Source organism: Granulicella sp. dw_53 (assembly GCF_018449545.1).
Lineage (GTDB): Bacteria > Acidobacteriota > Terriglobia > Terriglobales > Acidobacteriaceae > Edaphobacter.
Genome location: NZ_JAAVUR010000020.1, coordinates 24529 through 48159, shown reverse-complemented (window position 1 = coordinate 48159; position 23631 = coordinate 24529). Strand labels below are relative to the sequence as shown.

General features: G+C 60.3%; 19 protein-coding genes and 1 tRNA gene. 8 read left to right on the top strand and 12 right to left on the bottom strand.

Annotation, left to right across the window (positions count from 1 at the left end; translation table 11 throughout):
- Window positions 1-44: 44 nt before the first annotated feature.
- The 6 genes from HB393_RS22360 to HB393_RS22335 all read right to left on the bottom strand — a co-directional run bounded on the left by HB393_RS22360 (window position 45) and on the right by HB393_RS22335 (window position 5660).
- Complete coding sequence (locus tag HB393_RS22360; protein ID WP_213807434.1) at window positions 45-215, bottom strand: hypothetical protein; 171 nt, start codon at window positions 213-215, stop codon at window positions 45-47.
- A 77-nt stretch (window positions 216-292) separates the two neighbouring features.
- A complete protein-coding gene (locus HB393_RS22355; protein WP_345945378.1) occupies window positions 293-1252 on the bottom strand; it encodes a hypothetical protein in 960 nt (319 codons plus the stop codon).
- Entirely contained in the window at window positions 1253-3820 is a 2568-nt protein-coding gene (gene leuS / locus HB393_RS22350) for a leucine--tRNA ligase (RefSeq protein WP_213807433.1), read from the bottom strand.
- A 130-nt stretch (window positions 3821-3950) separates the two neighbouring features.
- Window positions 3951-4178 carry a hypothetical protein gene (locus tag HB393_RS22345; RefSeq protein WP_213807432.1) on the bottom strand — a complete coding sequence of 76 codons (228 nt, stop codon included), beginning with the start codon at window positions 4176-4178 and terminating at the stop codon, window positions 3951-3953.
- Between the two features lie 151 nt (window positions 4179-4329).
- Window positions 4330-4623 (bottom strand): hypothetical protein, encoded by a 294-nt coding sequence (locus HB393_RS22340; protein ID WP_213807431.1) that lies wholly within the window; start codon window positions 4621-4623, stop codon window positions 4330-4332.
- A gap of 155 nt (window positions 4624-4778) precedes the next feature.
- On the bottom strand, window positions 4779-5660 hold the full coding sequence (locus tag HB393_RS22335) for a deoxyribonuclease IV (protein WP_213807430.1): 882 nt from the start codon (window positions 5658-5660) through the stop codon (window positions 4779-4781).
- Window positions 5661-5777: 117 nt separating this feature from the next.
- Here HB393_RS22335 and HB393_RS22330 point away from each other — a divergent pair, with 117 nt between their 5' ends.
- Window positions 5778-6218: a DUF6526 family protein gene (locus HB393_RS22330; RefSeq protein WP_213807429.1), complete on the top strand. Its 441-nt coding sequence runs from the start codon at window positions 5778-5780 to the stop codon at window positions 6216-6218.
- A 149-nt stretch (window positions 6219-6367) separates the two neighbouring features.
- A complete protein-coding gene (locus HB393_RS22325) occupies window positions 6368-6604 on the top strand; it encodes a hypothetical protein (RefSeq protein WP_213807428.1) in 237 nt (78 codons plus the stop codon).
- 65 nt (window positions 6605-6669) lie between these two features.
- On the opposite strand, the gene HB393_RS22320 is transcribed toward HB393_RS22325, so the two are convergent.
- On the bottom strand, window positions 6670-7845 hold the full coding sequence (locus tag HB393_RS22320) for an oxidoreductase (RefSeq protein WP_213807427.1): 1176 nt from the start codon (window positions 7843-7845) through the stop codon (window positions 6670-6672).
- A 176-nt stretch (window positions 7846-8021) separates the two neighbouring features.
- Between HB393_RS22320 and HB393_RS22315 the strand changes: the two genes are divergently transcribed.
- The 4 genes from HB393_RS22315 to HB393_RS22300 all read left to right on the top strand — a co-directional run bounded on the left by HB393_RS22315 (window position 8022) and on the right by HB393_RS22300 (window position 13734).
- Complete coding sequence (locus tag HB393_RS22315) at window positions 8022-9458, top strand: oligogalacturonate lyase family protein (RefSeq protein ID WP_213807426.1); 1437 nt, start codon at window positions 8022-8024, stop codon at window positions 9456-9458.
- Window positions 9459-9536: 78 nt separating this feature from the next.
- Complete coding sequence (locus HB393_RS22310; protein WP_213807425.1) at window positions 9537-11981, top strand: glycoside hydrolase family 2 TIM barrel-domain containing protein; 2445 nt, start codon at window positions 9537-9539, stop codon at window positions 11979-11981.
- A gap of 308 nt (window positions 11982-12289) precedes the next feature.
- Window positions 12290-13129: a protein-L-isoaspartate(D-aspartate) O-methyltransferase gene (locus tag HB393_RS22305; RefSeq protein WP_213807424.1), complete on the top strand. Its 840-nt coding sequence runs from the start codon at window positions 12290-12292 to the stop codon at window positions 13127-13129.
- Window positions 13130-13266: 137 nt separating this feature from the next.
- The gene (locus tag HB393_RS22300; RefSeq protein ID WP_213807423.1) at window positions 13267-13734 is read left to right on the top strand and encodes a cupin domain-containing protein; all 468 of its coding nucleotides are present in this window, start codon (window positions 13267-13269) and stop codon (window positions 13732-13734) included.
- A 37-nt stretch (window positions 13735-13771) separates the two neighbouring features.
- On the opposite strand, the gene HB393_RS22295 is transcribed toward HB393_RS22300, so the two are convergent.
- The 5 genes from HB393_RS22295 to queG form a co-directional block, all read right to left on the bottom strand.
- Window positions 13772-15004, bottom strand: a complete 1233-nt coding sequence (locus tag HB393_RS22295) for a YncE family protein (RefSeq protein ID WP_218624046.1) — start codon at window positions 15002-15004, stop codon at window positions 13772-13774.
- A 149-nt stretch (window positions 15005-15153) separates the two neighbouring features.
- Entirely contained in the window at window positions 15154-15696 is a 543-nt protein-coding gene (locus tag HB393_RS22290) for an MOSC domain-containing protein (RefSeq protein ID WP_213807422.1), read from the bottom strand.
- 5 nt (window positions 15697-15701) lie between these two features.
- Complete coding sequence (locus HB393_RS22285; RefSeq protein WP_255551510.1) at window positions 15702-17906, bottom strand: SpoIIE family protein phosphatase; 2205 nt, start codon at window positions 17904-17906, stop codon at window positions 15702-15704.
- Between the two features lie 9 nt (window positions 17907-17915).
- Window positions 17916-18860: a YihY/virulence factor BrkB family protein gene (locus tag HB393_RS22280; RefSeq protein ID WP_345945375.1), complete on the bottom strand. Its 945-nt coding sequence runs from the start codon at window positions 18858-18860 to the stop codon at window positions 17916-17918.
- Window positions 18861-18955: 95 nt separating this feature from the next.
- Window positions 18956-20119 carry a tRNA epoxyqueuosine(34) reductase QueG gene (queG, locus tag HB393_RS22275; protein ID WP_213807420.1) on the bottom strand — a complete coding sequence of 388 codons (1164 nt, stop codon included), beginning with the start codon at window positions 20117-20119 and terminating at the stop codon, window positions 18956-18958.
- 61 nt (window positions 20120-20180) lie between these two features.
- Here queG and HB393_RS22270 point away from each other — a divergent pair.
- Both HB393_RS22270 and HB393_RS22265 read left to right on the top strand, forming a co-directional pair.
- Window positions 20181-20272, top strand: a tRNA-Ser gene (locus tag HB393_RS22270).
- A gap of 666 nt (window positions 20273-20938) precedes the next feature.
- Window positions 20939-23572, top strand: coding sequence for a hypothetical protein (locus HB393_RS22265; protein WP_213807419.1), 2634 nt, complete (start codon window positions 20939-20941; stop codon window positions 23570-23572).
- The last annotated feature ends 59 nt before the right edge of the window (window positions 23573-23631 follow it).

Sequence of the window (23631 nt, the reverse complement as noted above, 5' to 3'; positions counted from 1 at the left end):
GTGTAAATGTTGGGAGTGCGGCGTCAGCTTCCTCGCAGTGCGCCCTAGCTCGGATCCTTGTGCCGCGTGCTTTGCACTCCGGTAACGACTCCGATGCCCGTCAGAATAATGACCCCGGCCACGATATAAGACTGGGGAATATGCATCAGGTGCGCCAGATACGCCACTCCAATGATCAAAATCAGATACCCAATCGCATAAATACCGAAAGACATAATCACTCCGCGCGAGCCGGCGAGCACTCACTTCTCTATTCAGATGCCGACTAGCGTCTGGCACGGAGAGAAAATTTTCACTCCTCGTAGGCCCGCCAGAGCTCCAGGTACGCCATGAGCCGGGCTACGTGGAAGAAATCCGAGCCGACCAGGTAGAGGATCGTCACTCCGATCCACCATCCGCGCAGGAACTCGGGCGTTGTCGCGCTCTCAAACGGCAGCGGAGTGGCGGAAAATACCATTCCGAGGACGATCAGGGCGATCTTGACGATCCCCATGACCAGGTTTACTTCGATCAGCTTCGACTTCAGTGCTCCTAGGCGGAATGCGGATTGGAGACTGCTTCCGACACCTACGTTCCGCAGCATCGCTACCAGGGGAGCTACGGCGAGCGCCCAGCTCACTACTGCCCATGCGGAAAATAGGCCTAAGGTAGCTACAATCATCAGCGCGAAGTACAGCACGAGGTTGGGCTCCTGGCCGGCTGTAATCGGGCGTGTGACGGCTATGTCCGCTACCCAGCGCAGGCAGTAGATCCACAACACGAAGGTTCCGAGGAGCGCCAGCATCCGAACAGCCTGGAGGACCAGGAGAGTTCCGATGCGGGTGTGCAGGGCCTTGTCCATCCGCCGCAGCATCAGCGTGCGTCCCACGGACGAGATGACCACCCAGACGACCATCAGCACCGGCACCAGCCACAGCGCCACATGGAGGATGTCCGGCAGCAGGATTCCGACCGCCTCGCCGATCTTGGCGGTTACGCCCAGCGGATCGGCAGCGGCTACGCCGACCGGATCGGCTGTGAGCCTGCGGTCGATGCCCAGGCGGGCTACGTCCATGGTGCCGTCGGTGTGCAGCAGCAGGATGCTGCGCATCTGCACGTACACCACCCATAGCGTGGGGACTCCGAAGATCCAGCGCCACAGCACTTCCAGACCTGTGAGCGAGGGCTGCCGCCAGCATCGAGCCAGCGTGTGCACGAGGGATTGCGTTCCGCGGATCGGAACGCCGGTTCCGCCGTTCACCTGAGTGGCCACCTATTTCACCACTAGGTTTACGAGCTTGCCGGGGACCAGGATCGTCTTGGCGACGGTCTTGCCTTCGATCCTTGCGATCACCTTTGCATCGGCCAGCGCGGCTGCCTTCACCACGGCGTCTTCGCTGCCTGCGGGAACCTTCACGACGCTTACCAGCTTGCCGTTAACCTGCACTGGGATCTCCGCTTCGCTTTCTCGTGCGATGGCTTCGTCTGCGACGGGCCACGGGGTTCGAAAGACCTGTCCCTGGCCGCCGATCTCTGCCCACAGCTCCGCCGAGACGAAGGGCGCGAACGGAGCGAGCAGCAGCACCAGCGTCCGGAAGACCTCCGCGACGGTGGCTGTGGGCACCTCGCCGGAGTCCATCGCCGCCTCGGCCGACTGCACCTCGTTCACCAGCTCCATGATGGCCGCGATGCAGGTGTTGAAGTGCCAGCGGCCGCTGAAGTCCTGGGTGATCTTGGCGATGGTCTGGTGCAGCTTGCGCAGCAGTTTCTCGCCTGCGACCGACTGCGAGGCCAGCGTATTTGCCGCAGTGTGCGCGTCCTTGTACTTGATGGTGAGCCGGTAGACCCTGCTCAGGAAGCGGCTGATTCCGGCGACTCCTTCTTCCTGCCACTCCAGGTCGCGGTCCGGCGGAGCAGCGAAGAGCGCGTACATCCGCGTCGCGTCCGCGCCGTAGCGCTCGATCATCAGGTCCGGGCTGACTACGTTGCCGCGCGATTTGGACATCTTCGCGCCGTCCTTCACGACCATTCCCTGCGTAAACAGCCGGGCGGCGGGCTCGTCGTTCTGGATCAGCCCCAGGTCGCGCATCACCTTGGTCCAGAAGCGCGAGTAGATCAGGTGCAGAATTGCGTGCTCGACTCCGCCGATGTATTGGTCGATCGGGAACCAGTATTTTGCCTTCTCGCTGGAGAAGGGAGCCGTGGAGTTCTTCGCGTCCGTGTAGCGGTAGAAGTACCAGCTGGAGTCGACGAAGGTGTCCATCGTGTCCGTCTCGCGCCGGGCAGGGCCGCCGCAGACGGGGCAGACGGTGTTCACGAACTCGGGAACGCGTCCCAGTGGAGAGCCGCCCTGCTGTGTAATCTCTACTTGTGGGGGGAGCTCGACCGGCAGTGCGCTTTCGGGCAACGGGACAACGCCGCCCGGCTCCAACCCCTCGTGGCCCTGCTGGCAGTACACCATCGGGATCGGCGTGCCCCAATACCGCTGGCGGCTTACGCCCCAGTCCTTCAGGCGGTATGTGACTGTGGCTGTGCCAAATCCCTTCTCTGCGGCAAAGGCCGCCATCTTCTGTTGCGCCTCCAGGCAAGCCTCGCCCGTCCACTGTCCGGAGTCGATCAGCACCGCTTCGGCCTCGCCGGTGTAGGGCAGCTCCAACCCTGCGGCGTCGGTGTCCACGTTCGGAGCGATCACACGGCGTACCGGCAGACTGTACTTCTGGGCGAACTCAAAGTCCCGCTCGTCGTGCGCTGGAACGCTCATAATCGCGCCCGTCCCGTAGTCCGCCAGGATGTAGTTTGCCACCCAGATGGGCACACGCTCGCCGTTGAACGGATTTACCGCAAAGCGCCCTGTCGGGATGCCATGCTTCTCGATCGCGCCGACATCTCCGGCCTCGCGGGCCCTCTTCTGCTGCTCCAGCAACTCTTCTATCTGCGCGGCCAATGATGCGTCCGCCGCCGCAAATGCCTTCGCCACCGCATGCTCGGGAGCCAGTTGCACACTCGTCGCGCCGAAGATCGTATCGACACGGGTCGTAAAGACGGTGATCTTCGCCAAGTCGCCCGTAGACCCCTCGGCCTTGACTTCGCCGTCCACCGCGAAGTCGACCAAGGTGCCTTCGCTTCGCCCGATCCAGTTGCGCTGCATGGTCCGGACCTTCTCCGGCCAGCCGTCCATCTTGTCCAGCCCGGTCAGCAGCTCGTCGGAGTACTTGGTAATTCGCAAAAACCATTGGGTCAGGTCGCGCAGCTCGACGATGGTGTCCTCGTGCCGCCAACAGCAGCCGTCGATCACCTGCTCGTTCGCCAGAACCGTCTGGCACTCCGGGCACCAGTTGACCTTGCTCTTCTTGCGGTAGGCCAGCCCGGCCTCGAACATCTTGAGGAAGATCCACTGGTTCCAGCGGTAGTAGTCCGGCAGACAGGTCGTGACCTCTGTGGACCAGTCGTAGCTCAACCCCATCCGCTGCATCTGCTTGCGCATGGCGGCGATGTTGGTCAGCGTCCACTCGCGGGGAGGAGTGTTGTTCTTCAGCGCGGCGTTCTCGGCCGGCAACCCGAAGGCATCCCAGCCCATAGGGTGCAGGACGTTGTACCCGCGCATCCACATGAATCGCGCCAGCGCATCGCCGATGGCGTAGTTCCGCACATGCCCCATGTGCAACTGGCCACTTGGATAGGGCAGCATCTCCAGGCAATAGAACTTCGGCTTCCCGGAGTCATGCCCCTCGGCCGCATACAAAGCGCCATCCGCGTCCCACCGCGCCTGCCACTTTGGTTCAATCTCCGCAGGGGTATAGCGTCCCTGCCGTTCGCTCTCGTTGATCAAAATCTCGGACATATCATCCGATTGTAAAGAACTCCGCACCAACTCCAAACCGACAAGCCTTCAAACATGGGTTTTATCAGTGCTCCAAGCACACTGAAGTGTTCCTTATCGTCGCCCGGGAACCCTCGGGCTGGCGCCAAGCTCAAACAAATTCGATCGACTCCGGAACCTGCACAATCGCTCCGTTGATCGCGGCCAGCTCCTTGCTTACCCGCCTGATCTCATACTCCGGGATGCCGCCCTGCCTCAAGGCGGTCAGCGCGATATCCAGACTTGGAAACTCCTGGGGATTCTGGCGTTCCCTCACGTCGTACGCGGAGATATAGGTGGTATCCCCTGCCGAATTGCGGTAAATCCGATAGCGGGTCAAGTCGCTCTCCTTATCAATAGCGGGTGCTCCCCGGATTGGAGGCATCCGTACTGCACCACATCGGCAGATCCATCGCTAACATGAGCCTTGACCCGCAAAAAACATCGAAATTTATCGGAGAAGCCACGCCAGAGCAACAATCGCCCTCACCTCAGCCGTACCTTGCCGCCAACTCCAGCGCCGTGGCCTCGTCTTCTTCGTCCGAGATGACCTGCGAGACCAGTTGAGGCTGCCAGGTCTTCTGCGGCCCAGGCTCAATGGACGCATCGGAGGTCATCGCCAGCGCGAGACTCCCGATCCAGCGCTCCACATACCGGCTCGCATGGGCCCGCCCGCAAAAGTGCCGCGTACGCCGAATTAATTTCGGATCCCACTTTGGCAGAATCACCAGGTTGCCGTTCTTTTCGTACAGCATCACCCAGTGGTTCGCGAACGACTTCTGCATTTCGCATTCTTCGCATTTACAGGTCTGAATCAGAGACATCGATCTTGCCCTTTCGCCAACGACGATTCGCCCGCGCATTACCGGCGTGCGCCAACTCCGCTATTAGCTCTATCGGCTGACCGTCCTATTCCTCTAACATCGACGCCGCCACACCCTCACCCCGCCGCCAAGGTCCGCAACACCCCTACGTTCCGGGCCTCGTCCCCAGGATTGTCCACCGGCGTCTCCGCAATAAAGACCGCGTGGCCGAAGCGTGCATCGCGCAGCAGCCGACGGAACGCCCCCGCCCCGATCGTCCCCTCGCCGATGTGCTCATGCCGGTCCAGCTTCGATCCCTTCTCGGCCTTCGCGTCGTTGCAGTGCCACACCTTCACCGCCTCGAAGCCCACCGTCTCTCCTACCAGCTTCATCGTCTCCTCGTATCCTTCGGGGGTTACGATGTCGTACCCGGCCACATGGACATGGCAGGTATCCAGGCAGACCCCCACTGGAGCGCATGGCTTCAAGGTCTCCACCAGCTCCGCCACCTGCTCCAGCTTTCCGCCCAGAGAGAACTCCGCTCCCGCCGTATTCTCGATCAGAATCCGAAAGTCTTTTCCCTGCCAGGCCAGACCGTCGATCGCCTCTTCGATGGAGGCGGCCGCCAGCCGTAGACCCTCCTCTCGCGTCAGGCCCTTCCAGCTTCCCGGATGCAGCACCAGATACTCCGCGCCCAGAGCCAGCGCCCGCTCCACCTCGCCTCGAAACGCCGCCGTCGCATTTACCCGCACGCTCTCCGTCTGGCTGCACAGGTTGATCAGATAGCTGGCATGGATCGCCACCGGCCCCACGTCGTGCTTCGCCCGCAGGTCCAGCATCTTCTTCGCGTCCTCAGGCTTTACCGCGGCCGCCTTCCAGCTTCGCGGACTCGACGAGAAAAACTGGAACGTATTCGCCCCTGCCGCCACTGCCCGCTCCACCGCCGTCCAGCTCCCGCCTGCCGTGCCGACATGCACTCCGATGCGCTGCTTCTTCACTCCACCTATGCTCTTACTCATCCTTCCAGCCTAAACGCTCGCGCCTCGCCATGCACCTTCCCTGGCACCAATCGACAGGCCCTGTATGATTCTCCCCACCGGAAAACTTCTGCCAGCACAGCACCCGAAAGGAAGAACATGTCCGCCCCACAAACCTTCAAGAACCACGCCCGTATCGATCCCCAGTTTCATCTTGTTATCGTCCCTCTGCTCGCCCTGAACATCGGCTACAGCATCTACACCGCCGTCCACCAGGGATCGGTCGACCTCGCTCGCCATCTCTGGTGGATCGTCATGTCCGTCGTCTTCCTGCTCATGGCCGAACGCTCCCGCGCCTTCGCCCTCAAAGCTCAGGACCGGGTCATCTGCCTGGAGGAGCGTCTCCGCCTCGCCTCCCTGCTCCCGTCCTCCGAGCACTCCAAGATCTCCCAGCTCACTCCCTCGCAGCTCATCGCCCTGCGCTTCGCTTCGAACCAGGAGCTTCCCGCGCTGACCCTTCGCGCCGTCAGCCAGGAGCTCGACTCGAAGGCCATCAAGCAAAGCGTTGCCGAGTGGCGGCCCGACTATCACCGCGTTTAGACCCCAGGCAGTCCGCTAAAGCCATTCTGAAACGCGCCGAAATATTAAGAAGCGCCTTGCAACTCGAATTCGACCCAGATCGTCTAGATTAACGAAAAGCGATCGCATCCATTTGCACTCAACGGAGTGCAAATTTTCAGGAGATTCCGATGAGTGCCTCTCTCCCGACACGAGCTCGCAAAGCCATCCCAGCCGCCGTTCTTCTCGCCACTTCCGCTATCGTCACCGGATGCGGTCCCGATCACGGCTATCGGCTGCTGCCCTACTCCCATACGTCCAGCCTCGGCAACAGCGGACAGCTCGTATCCTCGCCTCCTACCGATCTTCGGCACCATGGACGAGGTCCCCGCCCCGTCCAGTTCCACCGCCACTCTCCACCTCTCTAGCAGGAGAAACGAAAAGGGCCGGAGGCAATTAAGCCTCCGGCCCTTGGAAGTACGATCTCAGGCTTCTAGTACACGTCGCGCTGGTAGCGCTTCTGCTTCTTCATGGTCGCGAGATACTCGGCTGCGTGCTCCAGGGTTCCGTTCGAGCCCTTTGCAATGACGTCCAGCAGCGCCAGTTCCACATCCTTCGCCATGCGGGTCGCGTCGCCGCAGACGTAGAAGTAGGCTCCGCGCTCCAGCCACTCGAACAGCTCCGCTGCGCGCTCCTGCATACGATCCTGCACGTAGATCTTGGCGTGCTGATCGCGGGAGAACGCCGTATCCAGACGGGTCAGGACGCCGTCCTTGTGCATTCCCAGGAACTGCTCCCGGTAGAGAAAGTCCATCTTCTCGCGCTGCTCGCCGAAGAAGAGCCAGTTGTCGCCGGGCTGTCCGGTAGCCTGCCGCTCCTCGAGAAACGCACGGAATGGGGCGATCCCGGTTCCCGGTCCGATCATGATGACCGGGGCCGACGTATCCTCCGGCAGACGGAAGTTGTTGTTGGCATGCAGGAAGATCGGCATCAACACACCCGTATTGGCGCGGTCGCCCAGATGCCCGCTTGCCACGCCCTGCCGGTCGCGGCCATGCGATTCGTACCGTACCACACGCACCGTCGTCTGCACGTTGTCCTTGTGCATCGCCTGGCTCGACGCGATCGAGTACATCCGTGGCGTCAAGCGTGACAGGATATTGAACAACTGCTGCGGCTCCTTGACGACTCCTGGAAAGTCCGTCGCCAGGTCGACAAACTCTCGTCCCCAGCAGTATTCCTCGGCGCGAGCCTTGTTCTCCGGCCCGACCATCACCTTCAACCCCTCGAGCTCGGGAGCCAGCTTCGCCAACTGTGTGACGCTGCCTCTCGCCAGCTTGCCGATCTGCAACCGCGTCCGCAGAGCCTCTTCCAGACTGATCTCGACCTTGTAGTGGTCCAGAACGCGCTCGTCGCCCTTGAAGCCCAGCGCCGTCAGCGTCTCCGCTACTGCCTCGGGACGATTCTCTGGCAGAATTCCCACCGCGTCTCCGGGGGTATACGTCATGCCCTCTTCGAGGGAGAGCTCGACGTGGCGCGTCTCTTTTTCGGATCCCTCGCCCGTCAGCAGCTCGTTATAAGTCACCGTGGAAAAGTAGGGGTTGTTCCGTGTGTACTTCGTCGCGTGTCCCGACGCGCTTGGAGTGTCCAGAGTTTCAGTCTCAGTCATATCTTCTATCGTAAAACGCATCGCCTCCGTTGGCCACTCCATCCCGGAAATCCGAGACGGGAATTATTTCCCAATTGCACATTGCGCAGTGTATAAAGTCTTCGCGTGCCACAGACGCCGCCCAAAGTTCCGAACTCCGCAGCACTCAACTCAGGTCCACCATCAGGAGCACCAGCATGGCCCCCAGCATCCGCCCCACAGTGATCTTCGCGTCCCTGGCCCTCGCCGCCGCCTCCAGCCTCGCGCAATCCCCTGCCCCGCCAAAGACCTGGGTCGACAAGGATACCGGCCACCGCGTCATCCGCATCACCGACGAGCCCGGCTCCTCCGGCTTCTACTTCAACGTCAACGCCTACTCCCCGGACGGCAAGCTCATGGTCTACAACAGCCGCGCCGGGATCCACACCTACGACCTGGCGACGCACAAGACCCGCCTGCTGGTCTCCAACCCGCCCGCCGCCGCCGATGCACCGCCCGGACGGAACGGGGTCCACACCGTCGTTGTAGGCCACAAGACCAACAGCGTCTTCTTCACCAAGACCGACCCGGAGACCCACCTCAGCACCGTCTACAAGGCTGACCTCCACAGCGGAGAGATCACTAAGCTCGCCACCTTGCCCGCCCGGGCCTCCATCGCCACCGTCAACGCCGACGAGACCCTGGCCGCCGGCACCTTCATGGAGAACGAGGCGGACTACAACAAGGAGTTCGGCCGCAACCTGCCTGTAACCCCGGCCAACACGGCCGCCGCCGCGCAGAGCACACGGCCCCCTACCCAGCCCGGCTTTCTGGTCCAGGCTGAGAACAAGGGTCAGATGATGGAGGCTCGCCTCGCCGCCCGCATCCCGCTCGTCCTCTTCACCATCAACCTCCAGACCGGCAAGGTCACGGAGCTCCTCCACTCCACCGACTGGGTCAACCACCTGCTCTTCTCGCCCAACGATCCTACCCTGCTGATGTACTGCCACGAAGGCCCCTGGCAGAAGGTCGACCGCATCTGGATGATCCACACCGACGGCACCCACAACACCCTCATCCACAAGCGCACCATGGCCATGGAGATCGCCGGGCACGAGTTCTGGGGTCTCGACGGCACCACCATCTGGTACGACTGGCAGTATCCCAAGGGCGAAGACTTCTTCCTCGCCGGATATAACCTCGCCGACGGCAAACGCACGGCGTACCACATGCAGCGCAACGAGTGGTCGATTCACTTCAACCTCACCCGCGACCTCGACCTCTTCACCGGCGACGGCGGCGATCCTGGACAAGTCGCCAAAGCTCCCGATGGCGAGTGGATCGAGCTCTTCCGCCCCAAGACCATCGCCGGTGAAGGCGCCCTCAACGGACCCGACTTCTGGCAGCCCGGCGTCTTCCACTCCGAACGTCTCGTCAACATGTCCCACCACAACTACCGCCTGGAGCCTAACGTCCGCTTCTCGCCCGATAAGAAGCTCATCTTCTTCACCAGCAACATGTTCGGCACCAGCTACGTCTTCGGCGTCGAGGTCGACAAGGCCTCCAATCCTAACCCGTCTGAGGTTCTCTCTACTCCGGAGCTGGCGGCAAAGTTCAACCCCACCAAGCCGACTCCCACCACGACCCCGAAGTAGCTTGTCTGTAGTCTGTTCCCAGGGCCGTCCACAGTTGGGCGGCCCTCATCTCGTCTCCACCGCTCTCCGGAGAAGCTCATGCCCCGCACCCTCTCGGTCCTCGCTCTCGCCGCATCGCTCTCCTGCACCACCTTCGCCGCCAAACCCGCGCCGACCTCGCCCCGTAGTATCCAGGCCTTCGACACTGATTGGCGCTTCTCGCAATCTGATCCCGCCGACCTCGAAGCCAAATCCCCCGCCTTTATTGACCGACAGTGGCAGACCGTCACCCTGCCCCACGACTGGGCGATCTCAGGCCCGGTCTCCCAGACCGCTCCCAGCGGCCCCGCCGGAGGCTTCTTCCCCACCGGCGTCGCCTGGTACCGCAAGACTCTCGATTTGCCGAAGCTCGATCCCACCAGGCGCACTTATATCGTCTTCGACGGCGTCATGGCCAACTCCGACGTCTACTGCAACGGGGCCTTTCTCGGCCACCACCCCTACGGCTATACCAGCTTCTACTACGACCTCACCCCGCACCTCCACGCAGGCATCAACTTCATCGCCGTCCGCGCCGACAACTCCCGGCAACCCGCCTCCCGCTGGTACCCCGGAGCCGGAATCAACCGCCACGTCCGTGTCGTCACCACCGCAGCCGTCCACATCGCTCCCTGGGGAACCTTCGTCACCACTCCGAAAGTCTCCGGCGATCAAGCGACCATCCACATTCGTGCCACCGCCGCCAACGACTCCGACTCTCCTGCCACCATCACCCTATCCGCCGACCTCACCTCACCATCGGGCACCCACAGCCTGATCGCCGCGAGCCGGCCCGCCACCCTCGCGCCCCACACCACCCAGGATCTCGATGTCGAGACCACCCTGCCGCACCCCGACCGCTGGGACCTCGACCATCCCGCCCTCTACACCGCTACAGCAACGCTTCAGGCGAACAACAAGCCCATCGACGATGAGCAAGTCCCCTTCGGCATCCGCGAGTTCCACTTCGACCCCAACCAGGGCTTCTTCCTCAACGGCACTCACCACAAGATCTACGGAGCCGCCCTCCACACTGACGTCGGAGCCCTCGGCACCGCTGTGCCTCTCGCCGCGTGGGCTCGGCGGCTCACCGCTTTGCGCGCGCTCGGCGTGAACGCCATCCGTACCGCCCACAACCCGCCTGCGCCTGAGTTCCTCGACCTCTGCGACCGCATGGGCTTCCTCGTCATGGACGAGATGTTCGACGCCTGGACCGTCGCCAAGAACCCCTACGACTACCACCTCTACTTCAAAGAGTGGTCCCTCCGCGACACCGCCGACACCGTCCGCCGCGACCGCAACCACCCCAGCATCATCCTCTACTCCGCCGGCAACGAGATCCACGACACGCCTCACCCCGACATCGCCATCCCCATCCTCAAGTCCCTGGTCGACACCTTCCACCAATACGACCCAACCCGTCCCGTCACCCAGGCCCTCTTCCGCCCCAACGTCTCCCACGACTACGACAACGGCCTCGCCGACCTCCTCGACGTCATCGGCCAGAACTACCGCGAGAACGAGATCCTCAAGGCTCATGCCGACAAGCCCACCCGCTCCATCGTCGGCACCGAAAATACCCACGACCGCAACCAGTGGGTTGCCATGCGCGACCACGCCGAGTACTCCGGCCAGTTCCTCTGGACCGGCATCGACTACCTCGGCGAAGCCGGCAAATGGCCCGCCATCGGCTCCGGTTCCGGCCTTCTTCTCACCACCTCTCTTCCTCGCGCCCGCGCCTACGAGCGCCAGTCCTGGTGGAGCGAGACCCCCATGGTTCGGATCGCCCGCCGCGTCGCCATCACTCAGAAGTCCCCCACCGACCCTGGTTACGAAGCACCCAACGCTCCCGCTCCCACACGCTTTACCCAGCCTCTCGTCCTGGATTGGACCCCTGCCAACTCATCCCCGCACACGGAAAATATCGAGGTCTACACTAACGCCGAAGAGGTCGAACTCCTCCTCAACGAGACCTCGCTCGGCACGCAAAAGCTCCACCCGGACGCCACTCCCATCACCTTCCAGGTTCCCTACGCCCCCGGCGTCCTCAAAGCCGTCGCCCGCACCGCTGGTAGGGTCGTGGCCGAAGACACCCTCCGCACCGCCGGCAAGCCCACCCGCATCCTGCTCACCACCGCTCTGAACCCACTGGCTCCCTCACCCAAAGACCAGACCCTCACCCCTGATTGGAACGACATCACCTACGTCTCCGCCACCCTCGTCGACGCCGCCGGAACTCCGGTCCCCGACACTACCACCGTCGTCCACTTCACCACCGCTGGCCCAGCCACCATTCTTGCGACCGACAATGGGAACCTCCTGGACCACGAGCCCTTCCAATCCCCCGACCATGCTGTCTATAACGGCACTGCCCTGGCCCTGCTTCGCGCCACTGCCCCCATAGGCACGATTACCATCACCGCATCTGCTCCCGGCGTACCCCCAGCGACCCTCACCCTGAAAGCCACCACCGCCAAACAGCCCACCAGCCAACACAGCTTCTAAAACCGGACAACAAACGATCGAAAGCCACGATTCGGGGAAGGATTCTACCTCCCACCCTTCGCTAGAGACAAAGGCGCGAAGGATGGGCACCCGGGCGCTTGGGGTGGGGTGGAGGGACGGTTGTTCTCCGTTCCCGAGGCGGTTGAGGTTGGGATGGGAAAGCGGTCGTGCTTTGCACGATACCCCACCCTATTTGCGATGAAGCTGCAAAAAGGGTGGGGCACCCGGGCGGTTTGCGGAGGTGAGAGTTTGTGTGGGTGACACCCCAACCCCAAAAGTGCAAAATAAATCCGACCCCGATACCCCCTATGCCGACCACCCCGGAAAATCTCCAAGCCCACCGACAGTTCTTCGCCAACCTGGTCACTGCCAACGCCGGCATCCCGCCCGGAAGCGAACTCGCAGCCGCCTTTGCCTCGACGCCCCGCGAACAGTTCGTAGGCCCTCCACCCTGGAAGATCTTTACCCCCGTCGGCTACATAGCAACCCTCTCCGACGATCCGACCTTCCTCTACCAGGACGTCGTAGTCTCCCTCGGCACCGATGCACCTCTCAACAACGGCCAACCGACCCTCCACGCCTTCTGCATCGCCGCACTCGCTCCAAAGAAGGGAGAAAAAGTGGTCCACATCGGAGCAGGCACTGGCTACTACACAACGCTTCTTGCAAAGCTGGTAGGCGACTCAGGCACCGTCGACGGATACGAGATCGAACCGGAGCTGGCGCAACGCGCCATCACCAATCTGGCCCCACTCCGCCAGGTCATTCTGCACGCAAGATCCGGCACAGAAGGACCCTTGCCTCCATGCGACATCCTCTACGTCAATGCCGGAGCGACCGAACCCCTCAGCGCCTGGCTCGACGCCCTCCGCCCCAACGGGCGACTCCTCTTCCCCATGACACCCGCAGCCGGAGCAGGAGCCATGCTCCTCATCACCAGACAAGAAGATCACACCTACGCTGCCAGCTTTCTCGTGCAGGCCCAGTTCGTCCCATGCGTCGGCGCAAGGATCGAGACCACAGCTCAAAGGCTAACTGAAGCCTTTCGTAACGAAAACTGGAGCAAAATAAAATCCCTGCACCGCAATGACACGCCCGACGATACCTGCTGGTGCTCCGGTCCTGGCTGGTGGCTCTCCACAACGTAGAGCCGTCTCAGTTCGAGTCCTCTGGGTATGGAATTCAGGAATAGACCCGCACCTCCAGTGTTCCCCTTACTAGGATTTGTTAAGTTTCGAACTGTAGCGCCCCGACATTCGATGCGCACTACAAGAATGGATCGAGCATGAGCGACAAAACATCCTCTCTGCCGATAGGCACCGATACAGGAACCTGGCACGAAGGAACCGCCGGAGAACGGATCGCCGTGCGCGTCTCCAGCGCAGAGACCCACGGCGCATACGCGGTCGTCGAATCTGTCGCGGCTCCCGGCTGCAGCCCGCCCGTCCACCTGCACCGCAATGAAGAGGAGCACTTCGTGGTCATCGCGGGAAGGTATCAGATCCTGATCGAAGACGAGCTCATCGACGCGCCGGTCGGCACCAGCGTCACCGTTCCGAAGGGAGCCCGGCATAGCTGGCTGAACATATCAGAGGCACCGAGTCGGCTGCTGGTCGTTCTGACTCCTGGAGGCTTCGAGAGATGCATCGAGACCATACGCGACAGCCCCGCAGATAAGACCCTGGAGATCGCCGCCAGCTATGGCTGCTTTCTCGTCGGCCCACCCATGCAAGCGGGTCAGCCAAATCCATAAATAAAACCACTTACGCCAAATATCCCAAGGGAGAGATCTAACGGGGCAACGTAAACGACTTCACCACCACGCTACTGGGACGCCCGCCAGCAGGAAGCATGGTGAACAAGGTGGCGCTGGTCTTCCCCTGGGTCCGGATCACCGCGACATCGCCTGAGTGGGCATCTGCTGCAAGCAGGAGGTGCTCATCCGCCGAGAAGGCCAGCGCATCCGGGGCCGACCCGGTACGGACGCTGGAGACCAGATGCCCGTCGTCGATGCTATAGACTCCGATGGAGTCGGCACCGAAGTTCGATACCCAGAGCATGGTGTTATCACCGCTGACGATGCTCCGCACCGGTTTGTCGCCGATCGGGAAGGTCCCGCTCACCTCGTTCGTCCAGGTGGAGATCTCGGACATCGAGTCCGACCCGAAGTTCGCGGCAAAGATCTCGCCACCATCCGGCTTCATCGCCAGATGCACCGGATGCAGCCCGACGTCGAGGAACGTCAGCAGGTGGTCGGTCAAGGCAGCCGAATCCTGCCGCGCCGGCCACGAACCCGGCTCCGCAGCGAGACTGATCGCCATCACCTGGTGCCCCGCTGAGCAGGCCACAAAGGTCTTGGCCGAGTCCGGAAGAATCACCGCGTCGGTCGCTCCCGGGCAACCGGAGAACGCTGCGCGGAACCGTAGCAAGTGGGCTCCGAAGGCCTTGGCGTCGTATGGCGCGACCTCGAAGATCGAGACGCTTCCGCTGCCCCGATTTGTCACTACCAGCGAGCGCATATCCGGCGAGATAACCGCCATTCCCGGCAGCTCTCCTGTGCCGGCCACAGCGATCTCCCGCCGCCGATCGAGGTCCAGCACGCTCACCGTGTTCGAGCCGGAGTTGGCGACGAACGCGCGATGCCCGGACGCCTCGACCGAGATGAAGTAAGGCAGACGATGCACCGGGATCGTCGCCACCACACGGTTGGTCGTCGCGTCGATCACCGACACCGACCCCGACTGGGTGTTGACCACATACACCTCGTTCCGCACAGGGTTGACCGCCAGCCCCGTCGGATTGAGACCCACCTGCAGGGTTCGGTCCCCCCGCAGATACACCAGATCGAGCACGCTCACCGTGTTCGCCCCGCTGTTCGCCACGTAAGCGAACTCGCGATAACCATCCGGAACATCGGGGAAGGCATTGCGGCGGCACCCCGCAGTGAAAAGAAGAAAAGAGAGCGCAAGAACGCAGCAGCGAGAGTCGAGAAGCGGTCGGAAGATAAGTCGGTGGGGATTCAACACTTCTGCGAGTCTATCGGGCAGGACAGATGCCCCGCAAGGAGCATCCTCGCTCAAATGCTTGTCCCGTTAAGGGCATGGCTTGCGGCATGTCAAAAAATAGCCGGAACGACTGTTCTCTCGTCTTTGCTTTTTACTTGCGTCTGTCATCAAACGCAAACAAGCGCACGATGCGGCTCGGCCGGAAGCTCAACGCCGATCGAATCGCCTGACCGCACCTCACCGCCAGCGATCACGATGGACATAATCCCAGCCCGCGGAGCCTTCTTGCCGTGAGCGTCTAGGCCGAAGCAGGCCTTCATCAACCCAGCCTGAAACCCATTGATCTGGGAGCAAGGACTGCGCAGCCCTGTAACCTCGACCACCGCGCTCTCGCCCAGCGCCAGCCGAGTCCCCGTCGGAAGCGCGATGAGATTGAGGCCCCGCGTGGTGACATTTTCGCCCATCTGCCCCGGTTCTACCTCGAACCCGGCGAGATGGAGCTCGTCCAGAAGTTCATGCTGCAGCAAATGGACCTGACAGAGGTTCGGTTGCGTAGGATCTTTGCGAACCTTATAGCGATGCCTCACCGTAGCTCCCATGTGAGCATCTCCTTCAACTCCGAGGCCAGCAAGCAGACGAATCGACGTCTTCGTCGCCTTGCTGAAGCTATGCGTAGAGCTGAGACTAACGGAAGTGATCGAAGGATGCATCGACCTTACCTCTGCCGAGCCAGCACCAGCGTGATGTCGTCCGGCTGCTCCTCGGCTCCGATCCAGGCGTCCAGCGCCTGCATCACCTGCGACGAGATTACGTGCAGCGGCTCGTCCCGGTAGCGATGCACCACCTCCATTAGCCGCTCCTCGCCGAAGTCGCCGAAGTCGTTCTCCGGCTCGGTTACGCCGTCCGAATAAGCCACCAGGATGTCTCCGAGTTCCATCTTGAACCGGTCTTCCTCGTAGCTCATTCCATCCATCAACCCGACGACGGTTCCACCCTTGTCCAACCGCCGGATCGCACCGTCCCGCCCTAGCACCAGCGGAGGCAACTGCCCGGCGTTCGAGTAGGTCAGCAGCGAAGACTTGGCGTCGTAGTGAGCCAGGAACAAGGTGGCATACTTCTCCGGCTGGGTGCTCCGGTAAAGGTGCCGATTGAGCAGCGACAGAATACGCCCCGGCGACTGGAAGAGCTCGTCGCACTCTCCGCCGCGCCCTTCGCGGCTGGCGGTGAGCCCCGCAACATGCGACTCGCTGTACACCAGCTCCTCGCTGGCAAAGCGGTAGGCTCGAACCGCCGAGTGCAACGTCGCCATCAGGAGTGCCGCGGAGATTCCCTTCCCGCTGATGTCGCCCAATGCGATCCCGACTCCGGTCTCGCGTCCCGCCGCGTGTCCGTCATGAGCCTCTTCATGAAAGACAAGAAAATCGTAGTAATCGCCGCTCACCGTCCGCGCCGGCCGGCAGACGCCATGCAGTTGCAACGTCGGCAGATCGCAGTCCTGACGAGGAAACAGGTTCGCTTGCACCTCCTGCGCGATGGAGAGCTCGTTCTGCATCTGCTCCTTCTCCTGCTGCTCTACCAGCAGCCGTTGCAGCGATCCGGTCATGCGGTTGAACGAGCGGCTCAACTCTGCGAGCTGGTCCTCTCGCTCTACGCCAATCCGATGGTTCAGCTCGCCACGGTCGATCCGCAGCGTCGCCTCGTAGAGATCCGCGACCGAAGCTGTAATCGTCTTGCTCAGCCGAATCGCCAAGACCAGCGCCAGCAGCTCAATTAGCAGGAAGACCACGCAGAGCGCGATCAGCGCCGTCCGAATCACGCTCGTCACGATTCCACCCAGCGAGGTCCCGAACAACTGCCGATACAGCAGCGAAGGGCGCGATGTCACCTCGATCGGGATATCTCCTGACTCGCCAGTATCCCAATCGGTCATCGACACCGTAGACAGAAAGCGCACCCGAATATCCGCCAGGTTCAACCCTCGCGGAGCATTGCCGCCAGAGATCCAGGCCGATTCACCCTTTCGAGCCTGGCCTCGCGCGCGTCGTCCTTCGCCATAAACAGGACTGTTGGATGACGTTCCAGCCCTTCCGGCAAGCAGCCCAGTTCGTCCCAAGCCATTCGCAATGAGGTCCATCACCGTACCGTCCACAGGCAGACTGCTCATCATGCTGAAGACATGCCCATCCGAGAGCCGATGCTGATGCACCGCCACAAGGTACAACTCGCCTCCATCCAGCACTAATCCATGGAACTCCGCACCTGGAAGCTGAGCCGCCCAAGGCGGTAAGCCAAACGGAGTCTTCCCCCGCTGAGTTTCCATCTCGACAGGGGCACCTTCCAGCGACAGCGGAACCCCGTTGAGAAACGCCGTCGTCTCCCGCTTGAGTCTCGTCCGCCCAGGATCGTCGAGCTCCACCAAGCCACCCCGCGCTCGACTGTCCTGCGGAGCTAGCTGCGGGATTGCGAGTCCATGAGAGTCCATATATTGCGCAAAGCCGCGAGTCCGGTTTGCGTTCTCATCTGCCATCTGGCTTAGCTCGGCCTGCAATCGCGTGTCCGCCAGGTGAATGGCAAACTGTCCCGCTGCGACATATCCCGAGATGGTCACCAACGTCACAAACAGGATCACTGGAGCGAGCCCAATGAGCAGGTAGGTCAGGACCAGTTTGTTCCGCAGGCTCCACAGCATATGCCGTCGAACCAGCCGCAAGAGTAGCGGAACCGTCACCCCGATCAGCGCAAATCCCACCAGGATCTGCAACCCACTAAAGAAGCTCCCGAACATCCCCGGAATCAGCCGTAAAAACCACAGAAGACAGAACCACACCGTCAGCCAGAAAGCTGCGCCAGCCATCCCCGTGGGGGGCCGCCATCCAGACTTCGCGTCTATCGTCTTCTGTGTCAACGTCTGTGTCGTCATCGATTCGCCCTACCGAGCCTCCTCGCTCTTTGCCTCTCGCGCCAGTCTCAGCGTATAGCGCGTGGCCGAAAAATGCGCTCCGGCGAGGAGCAACAATCCAGACAGAAACGCCCACATCATCAGTCCGACAGAGATATAAAAAGGTCCATATACCGATTCAAAGTCCAGCCAAGGTAACGCCCGAACATACAGATTCTTCGCGACTTCCCACAAGAGGCCAATCATGATGGCCGTTGGAAGCACCGCCCGTGCCGGCACCTTTCGGAACGGCAGCACCCAATAAATAAGGAAGAACAACAAAATACTGGCTAGAACAGCAAAGAACTTCATCGCCCCATGGGATGCGAATTGGTAGTACTGATTTTGTGTATGGCCGAAAAATAACCATCCCAACAGTGTGTTCTGTCCCGCCGTCGAAGCGACCGATACCATCGCCAATACTCCCACAGCGAACGCCAGCCCCAGCGACACTGCCTGATTGTGCAAATAAGATCGATTCTTCTTCACTCCCCATACATCGTTTAATGCCACCTCGAGCGGCAGAAAGACACCGGTCGATGAGATCAGCAGCATCACCACCGAAAAGACCTGCGTTCCCTTCCTGGGATGGGCCAGTATCTGCATATTGCGGATCACAAAATCCTGACCCGTTGGAAGGAAGTTGCGCATCATGTCCGCGACGACCACCTCCATCGCCCGCGAATGGAAGACTTGCCGGGACACCGTCAGCAGAAGCACGATAAACGGAAACAACGAGAGGATTGCATTGGCCGCCACGCTGAACGCATACGTATGTACATCTGAGCGCGCCATATAACGCGCCAACGCTACCAGCTGTGCCCACAAGCCGCTCCGAAACACGACGGGTTCGACATCTTCAATCGGTTCGACATCCTTCAATGGCTTCGCCCCGTCCCCAAGATCGATCTCTTTGCCAAAAGCTCTAACCGTCACAAACCCAATCATTCCGGCCGTGTTGTCTTACCCACAATCAAAGCGTTGACGCATCAGGGGGAGCTTTCGTCCTCGCCCCCAACCGATACCCGATGCTAGCAGGTAGAACCGGCCTCTTCGCCCCCAATACGCTCAATGCGCCTGATGGCCCACCCGGCCGCCTCCGCCAATATCTGGTCCTCGCCTCTCTCCCATTGCTGCAACTGGGGTAAGAAGCGTGACTCTCCGCTGTTTCCCATAGCAATTGCCACGTTTCGCAGCAGCCTCTTGCGCTTCGTGCGTTCCAGAGGCGATCCCTTAAACCAGCGTTTGAACGTGGCGGCATCCAACCCTGCGAGCCATTCCAATGGAGGATTGATCAACTCCTGCCTCGCGAGGCTGCCCTTCTTTACGGCGATCGGCGAACTCCTGTTCCAGGGACAGACATCCTGGCAGATGTCGCACCCGAAGACCTGCCGCCCCATTCCCTCCCGCAATCCCTCGTCAATCTCTCCCTTCTTCTCGATCGTTAGATACGCGATACACCGCGATGCATCCATCTCCCGCTCACGCACCAGTGCCCCGGTTGGACAGGCATCGATACAGCGCGTACAACTCCCGCACCGGTCGGCCGCCTCGTGTACTAACACGCTCTCGCCTTTCGGCAACGAGGTCACGATCACCGCCAGGAGCAACCAGGACCCCAACTCCTGGTTCAGAACACAGGTATTCTTGCCGATCCATCCAATTCCTGCTCGTGCTGCCACCGACCGCTCCACTAACGGACCTGTATCTACATAGCATCTCGTCTCGCACGATGTCCGCGACAGCAATGCAGTCTCGACCCTCCGCAGCCTCGCCAGCAGATCGTCGTGATAGTCCGTCGCCTCCAATCCCTCCACAACTCCGTGGGTTTCCCAGCCAGCCTCTTCCTCAGGATCGCTCCCGCTCCACGCATACCGGCCTATCCAGCCGGTTCCCACCGCGGCCGGAGCGGTCGAAAGTGGTCCACCCACGTTATAGTTCATCGCACAGACCACCACGGACTGCGCCCACGGCATAGCCACCTGTACCGCGCTCCGCAACAACACCCCTGCCTCGTCCCGCCGCTTCAGATACTCCATCTCACCGGCGCGCCCGGCCTCCACCCAATCCGAAAACCGCGCTGCCCCCAGCAGCTCCTTTGAATCCGCGAGCCCGGCCACGCCGCAAAGATCGAAGCCCGCCTCCACCGCGGCCTCTCGCAGCCACTGTTCCAGCTCGTTCGTCCATTCCGCCACCAAGAACACCCCCGGCCTTGAATTTTGGCCAACCCCAACATTCAAGGTAAACTGAACCAACGGAGAGGTGGCAGAGCCCGGTTGAATGCACCTGACTCGAAATCAGACATAGGCGTAAGTCTATCGGGGGTTCGAATCCCCCCCTCTCCGCCATTTGTAATTCGTAGCTAAATCGCTATCCGTACATCCAGGTTCACTTCCTCTGTCGTCATCCTCCTCTCTTAGAACCCATATCCTCTGAAGTTTCGACGTCCAATTTCTGTCGATCGGCCAAATACACTTCTCCTTCTGGCGTTGGAGCAGAAGGAATGCCTTCGATTGTTTCCAGGGACGTGGAATCGGAGATCCGATCGACAGCCAGGCTATCGCCGGCTCCATTAATAAGCCTGCAGGATGCAAACAGGCTTAGTTTTCCCGAAGCCCCGGTTCGATATTGTTTGCCCTAAGTAATAGTTGCGGCGATCGCTCTTCCCGTAACTATGCGAGCCCCGTCACTAACGATTAGGCGCTTCCGTTTCCCTTTTTGATACCGCCCAAAAGAACTTAGGTCACGTTACTAAAGACTGACGCTGCGCTACGCCGACTTGGACTTCTGTGCCGATGCAAGCCGATAAGGTCTGCATGTTCAGCCGACCCAAGAGGCACGCAGATAAAGCCTTTGATGTATTGGACGAGGGATCTCATCCTCTTCGTCCCGCATTGATTCGCATTTCGATTTTCACTCTATGTTTGACCGGATGTGGCGGCAATATTCAGTCTCTGATAAGCTCGCCATCTCAACCCTCCACCCAACCCGTAACTCAACCCGTAACTCAACCCGTGAGCATAAAGCTCTCCGCGCCTGACGCAACTCTGCTTGGAGGTCAGTCGACTCAGCTCACTGCGACCGTGAGCGGAGATAGTTCGAGTTCGGTGGACTGGCTGGTCAATGGAACGCCGGGTGGAACACCTACTGCCGGTCTGATCTCCTCCGATGGCAGTTACACGGCGCCGGCTCAGCTCAACGCGACGGTAACGATTGGAGCGCGACTTCATCAAGACATCTCGGTTGCGTCGTCACTGCCGCTAGAGGTGATCACGCCGTCAAATGTCAGCGGACAAATCTCTTTCGCTTTTACTCTGCCTGAGAGCGCACGAACCAGCGCAGGGATCTATGACAGCAAGATGCATCTGATCCGTACGCTATGGAGTAATAAGGCCTTCTCCGCCGGACCGCATCTGGGAATATGGGACGGATTAGACGATCAAGGCAATCACTCAACGACGGCGCAGTATCAGGTGAAGCTTCTCTATAACAACGTGACTTACGATTGGGGAGTTATAGGAGATACCTCGTCCACCCTGGCAGGCCCTAATAATTGGGATACTCAAGGAACATTCCCTATGGACGCTGCGATGGACGGCAGCACCGTGATAACTGCGAATGGCTACGCGGAAGGGAGGCCAAACGCCTCTACCTTTCAGGTAGCGGATCCTCAATCCCCACAAGCCTTCTTCAATATCGGCCAAAATGTGCAATTGGATTTTGCAGCGACCGATGGGAATCTCGCATACTTCGGGAACGTTGGAGATGGGTGGGCTGGAAGCGTCGCGTTTGTCCTGGCATATGACGTTGCAACAAGGAAGCCCTATAACTTCCCTAGTGGCGTGAAGCTAGCTAACGGTAGTTACCCACTTGGAGGAGTGATCGATCTGGACAGCAGCGCAACTACACTTACTGGCGATAGCCGCCTTCACTTACAGACAGGCCTTGCTGTCCAGAAGTCGGGAAAACTGCTTGCAGTGTCCCATGGTTCCTATACTGTCCCAGGCACCTCTATAACCTCCTTGGGCGAGGAGCAGATCAGCCTGTTCGACAAGACTTCGGGAGCTCGCGTAGGCAAGATCGCGATTCATGACCCACAACGCATCGCGTTCGCAACGAACGGTGACCTATGGATAATATCAGGAGCTCAGGTCATGCGCCTCTCCTCCGTTGGGTCCAGCAACAGTGTCGTTGTGCGTCTTCAGGGCATCGTAAAGCCGTTAGCGATCGCTGTCGATCCATCGACCGACGACATCCTCGTCGCAGATGGTGGAGTAAGCCAGCAGGTCAAGCGATTCTCTCGGAATGGTCAGTTACTCTCCAGTTATGGACAGTTAGGAGGCTATGCCGATTGCAGCCCTGTAGTTACCACGGACCGCCTTTATCTCGATACAACCGCGGGAAATGGGGCCGGAAATCAACAGCCGGGCACATGGCTTTCGGTTGGAGATGACAGCTCTTTCTGGGTCGGAGATAGGGGGAATGACAGAGCTTTACACGTCTCGGCCAGCGGGAGATATCTCGAACAGTTCTCTTTTATACCGATGCTCTACACCGTAACCGCCGATCATGGCGATCCGACGCGAGTCTTTGCTGATCTGCTCGAATATAAAGTGGATTACTCAAAGGATCTTCTGCCTGGCGATCCCGATCCGGCGAAGGGCGGAAACGGCAGTTGGACCCTAGCTAAGAACTGGTCTGTATGTCTTCCCTCTCAATACACTTTGTCTATGTTTCGTGCCACTACGCTCAGCAATGGAAAGACATACGCCGAGTTACTTAATTCGAACAGCAAGCTCACTGGCTATCTTCGCTTCGAGCTTGTCGAGCTTCCTAACTCGGGTCCAGTAAGGCCAAGCGGACAGTTTCTAGCAGATGGTCAATACAACAAGTACATCGATGATGTTGGCGATCTGGCATACTGGAAGTTCTCCCAAACCACTATCCCAACCGCGGCGATGACCGCCTACAAACAAGACCTCAAGGGCGAGACCTCTGATGGATTTCCGGCTTGGAGCGACCCGCATGTCATTGGGTCGGTCACTTCAAACGGTATTATTGCTGAGGCGCTGGGCCCCTTCGGTTTTGGTGGGTGGGGAATGTCGACCTTCCCTAAAGTAAGCGACAACGGGTATCTCATAACCTACAAGACCGCTCCCGTTTTAGGCGGGTCGACGTTCCACCTCGGCGGACTCGTTGCAGGTGGCTCTGACTGGTCCTGGAAGACAAGCCCTGGAGGCAACCTTTCGACTCCCGATGATAAGGGAACCTTTCCCGAGGTGAACTCTTACGGCGGGCATAATGGCATCGCAGCGCTCGTCGAGGGCAGCAACGTCATCGAAGGCTATGACGGCCAGTACGGCACATTTTCAAGCCAATGGATGCACTGGTCGGATGACGGGCTCATGATCGGGCAATTTGGACATCCTGCAAGTGGGATTGCTCCGAACGGAACACTCTATCCAGGGGCAGCCGGAAACATCGCAACGATGGCGTCGGTCACGGTAGGCAGCGATGTCTATCTCTACAACAGCGACGAGAGTTATCATCCCGGAATCCATCGCTGGAAGATCGGCGGCCTGGGAAGCATTCATGAACTAAACGCGCTCGTACCATTGGGACAAACGACCGTACTCGGCACTCACTAATGACTCCGACTAACCACGAACCAATTACGGGTCTTCAAGACCGAAGTAGTGACCTACCC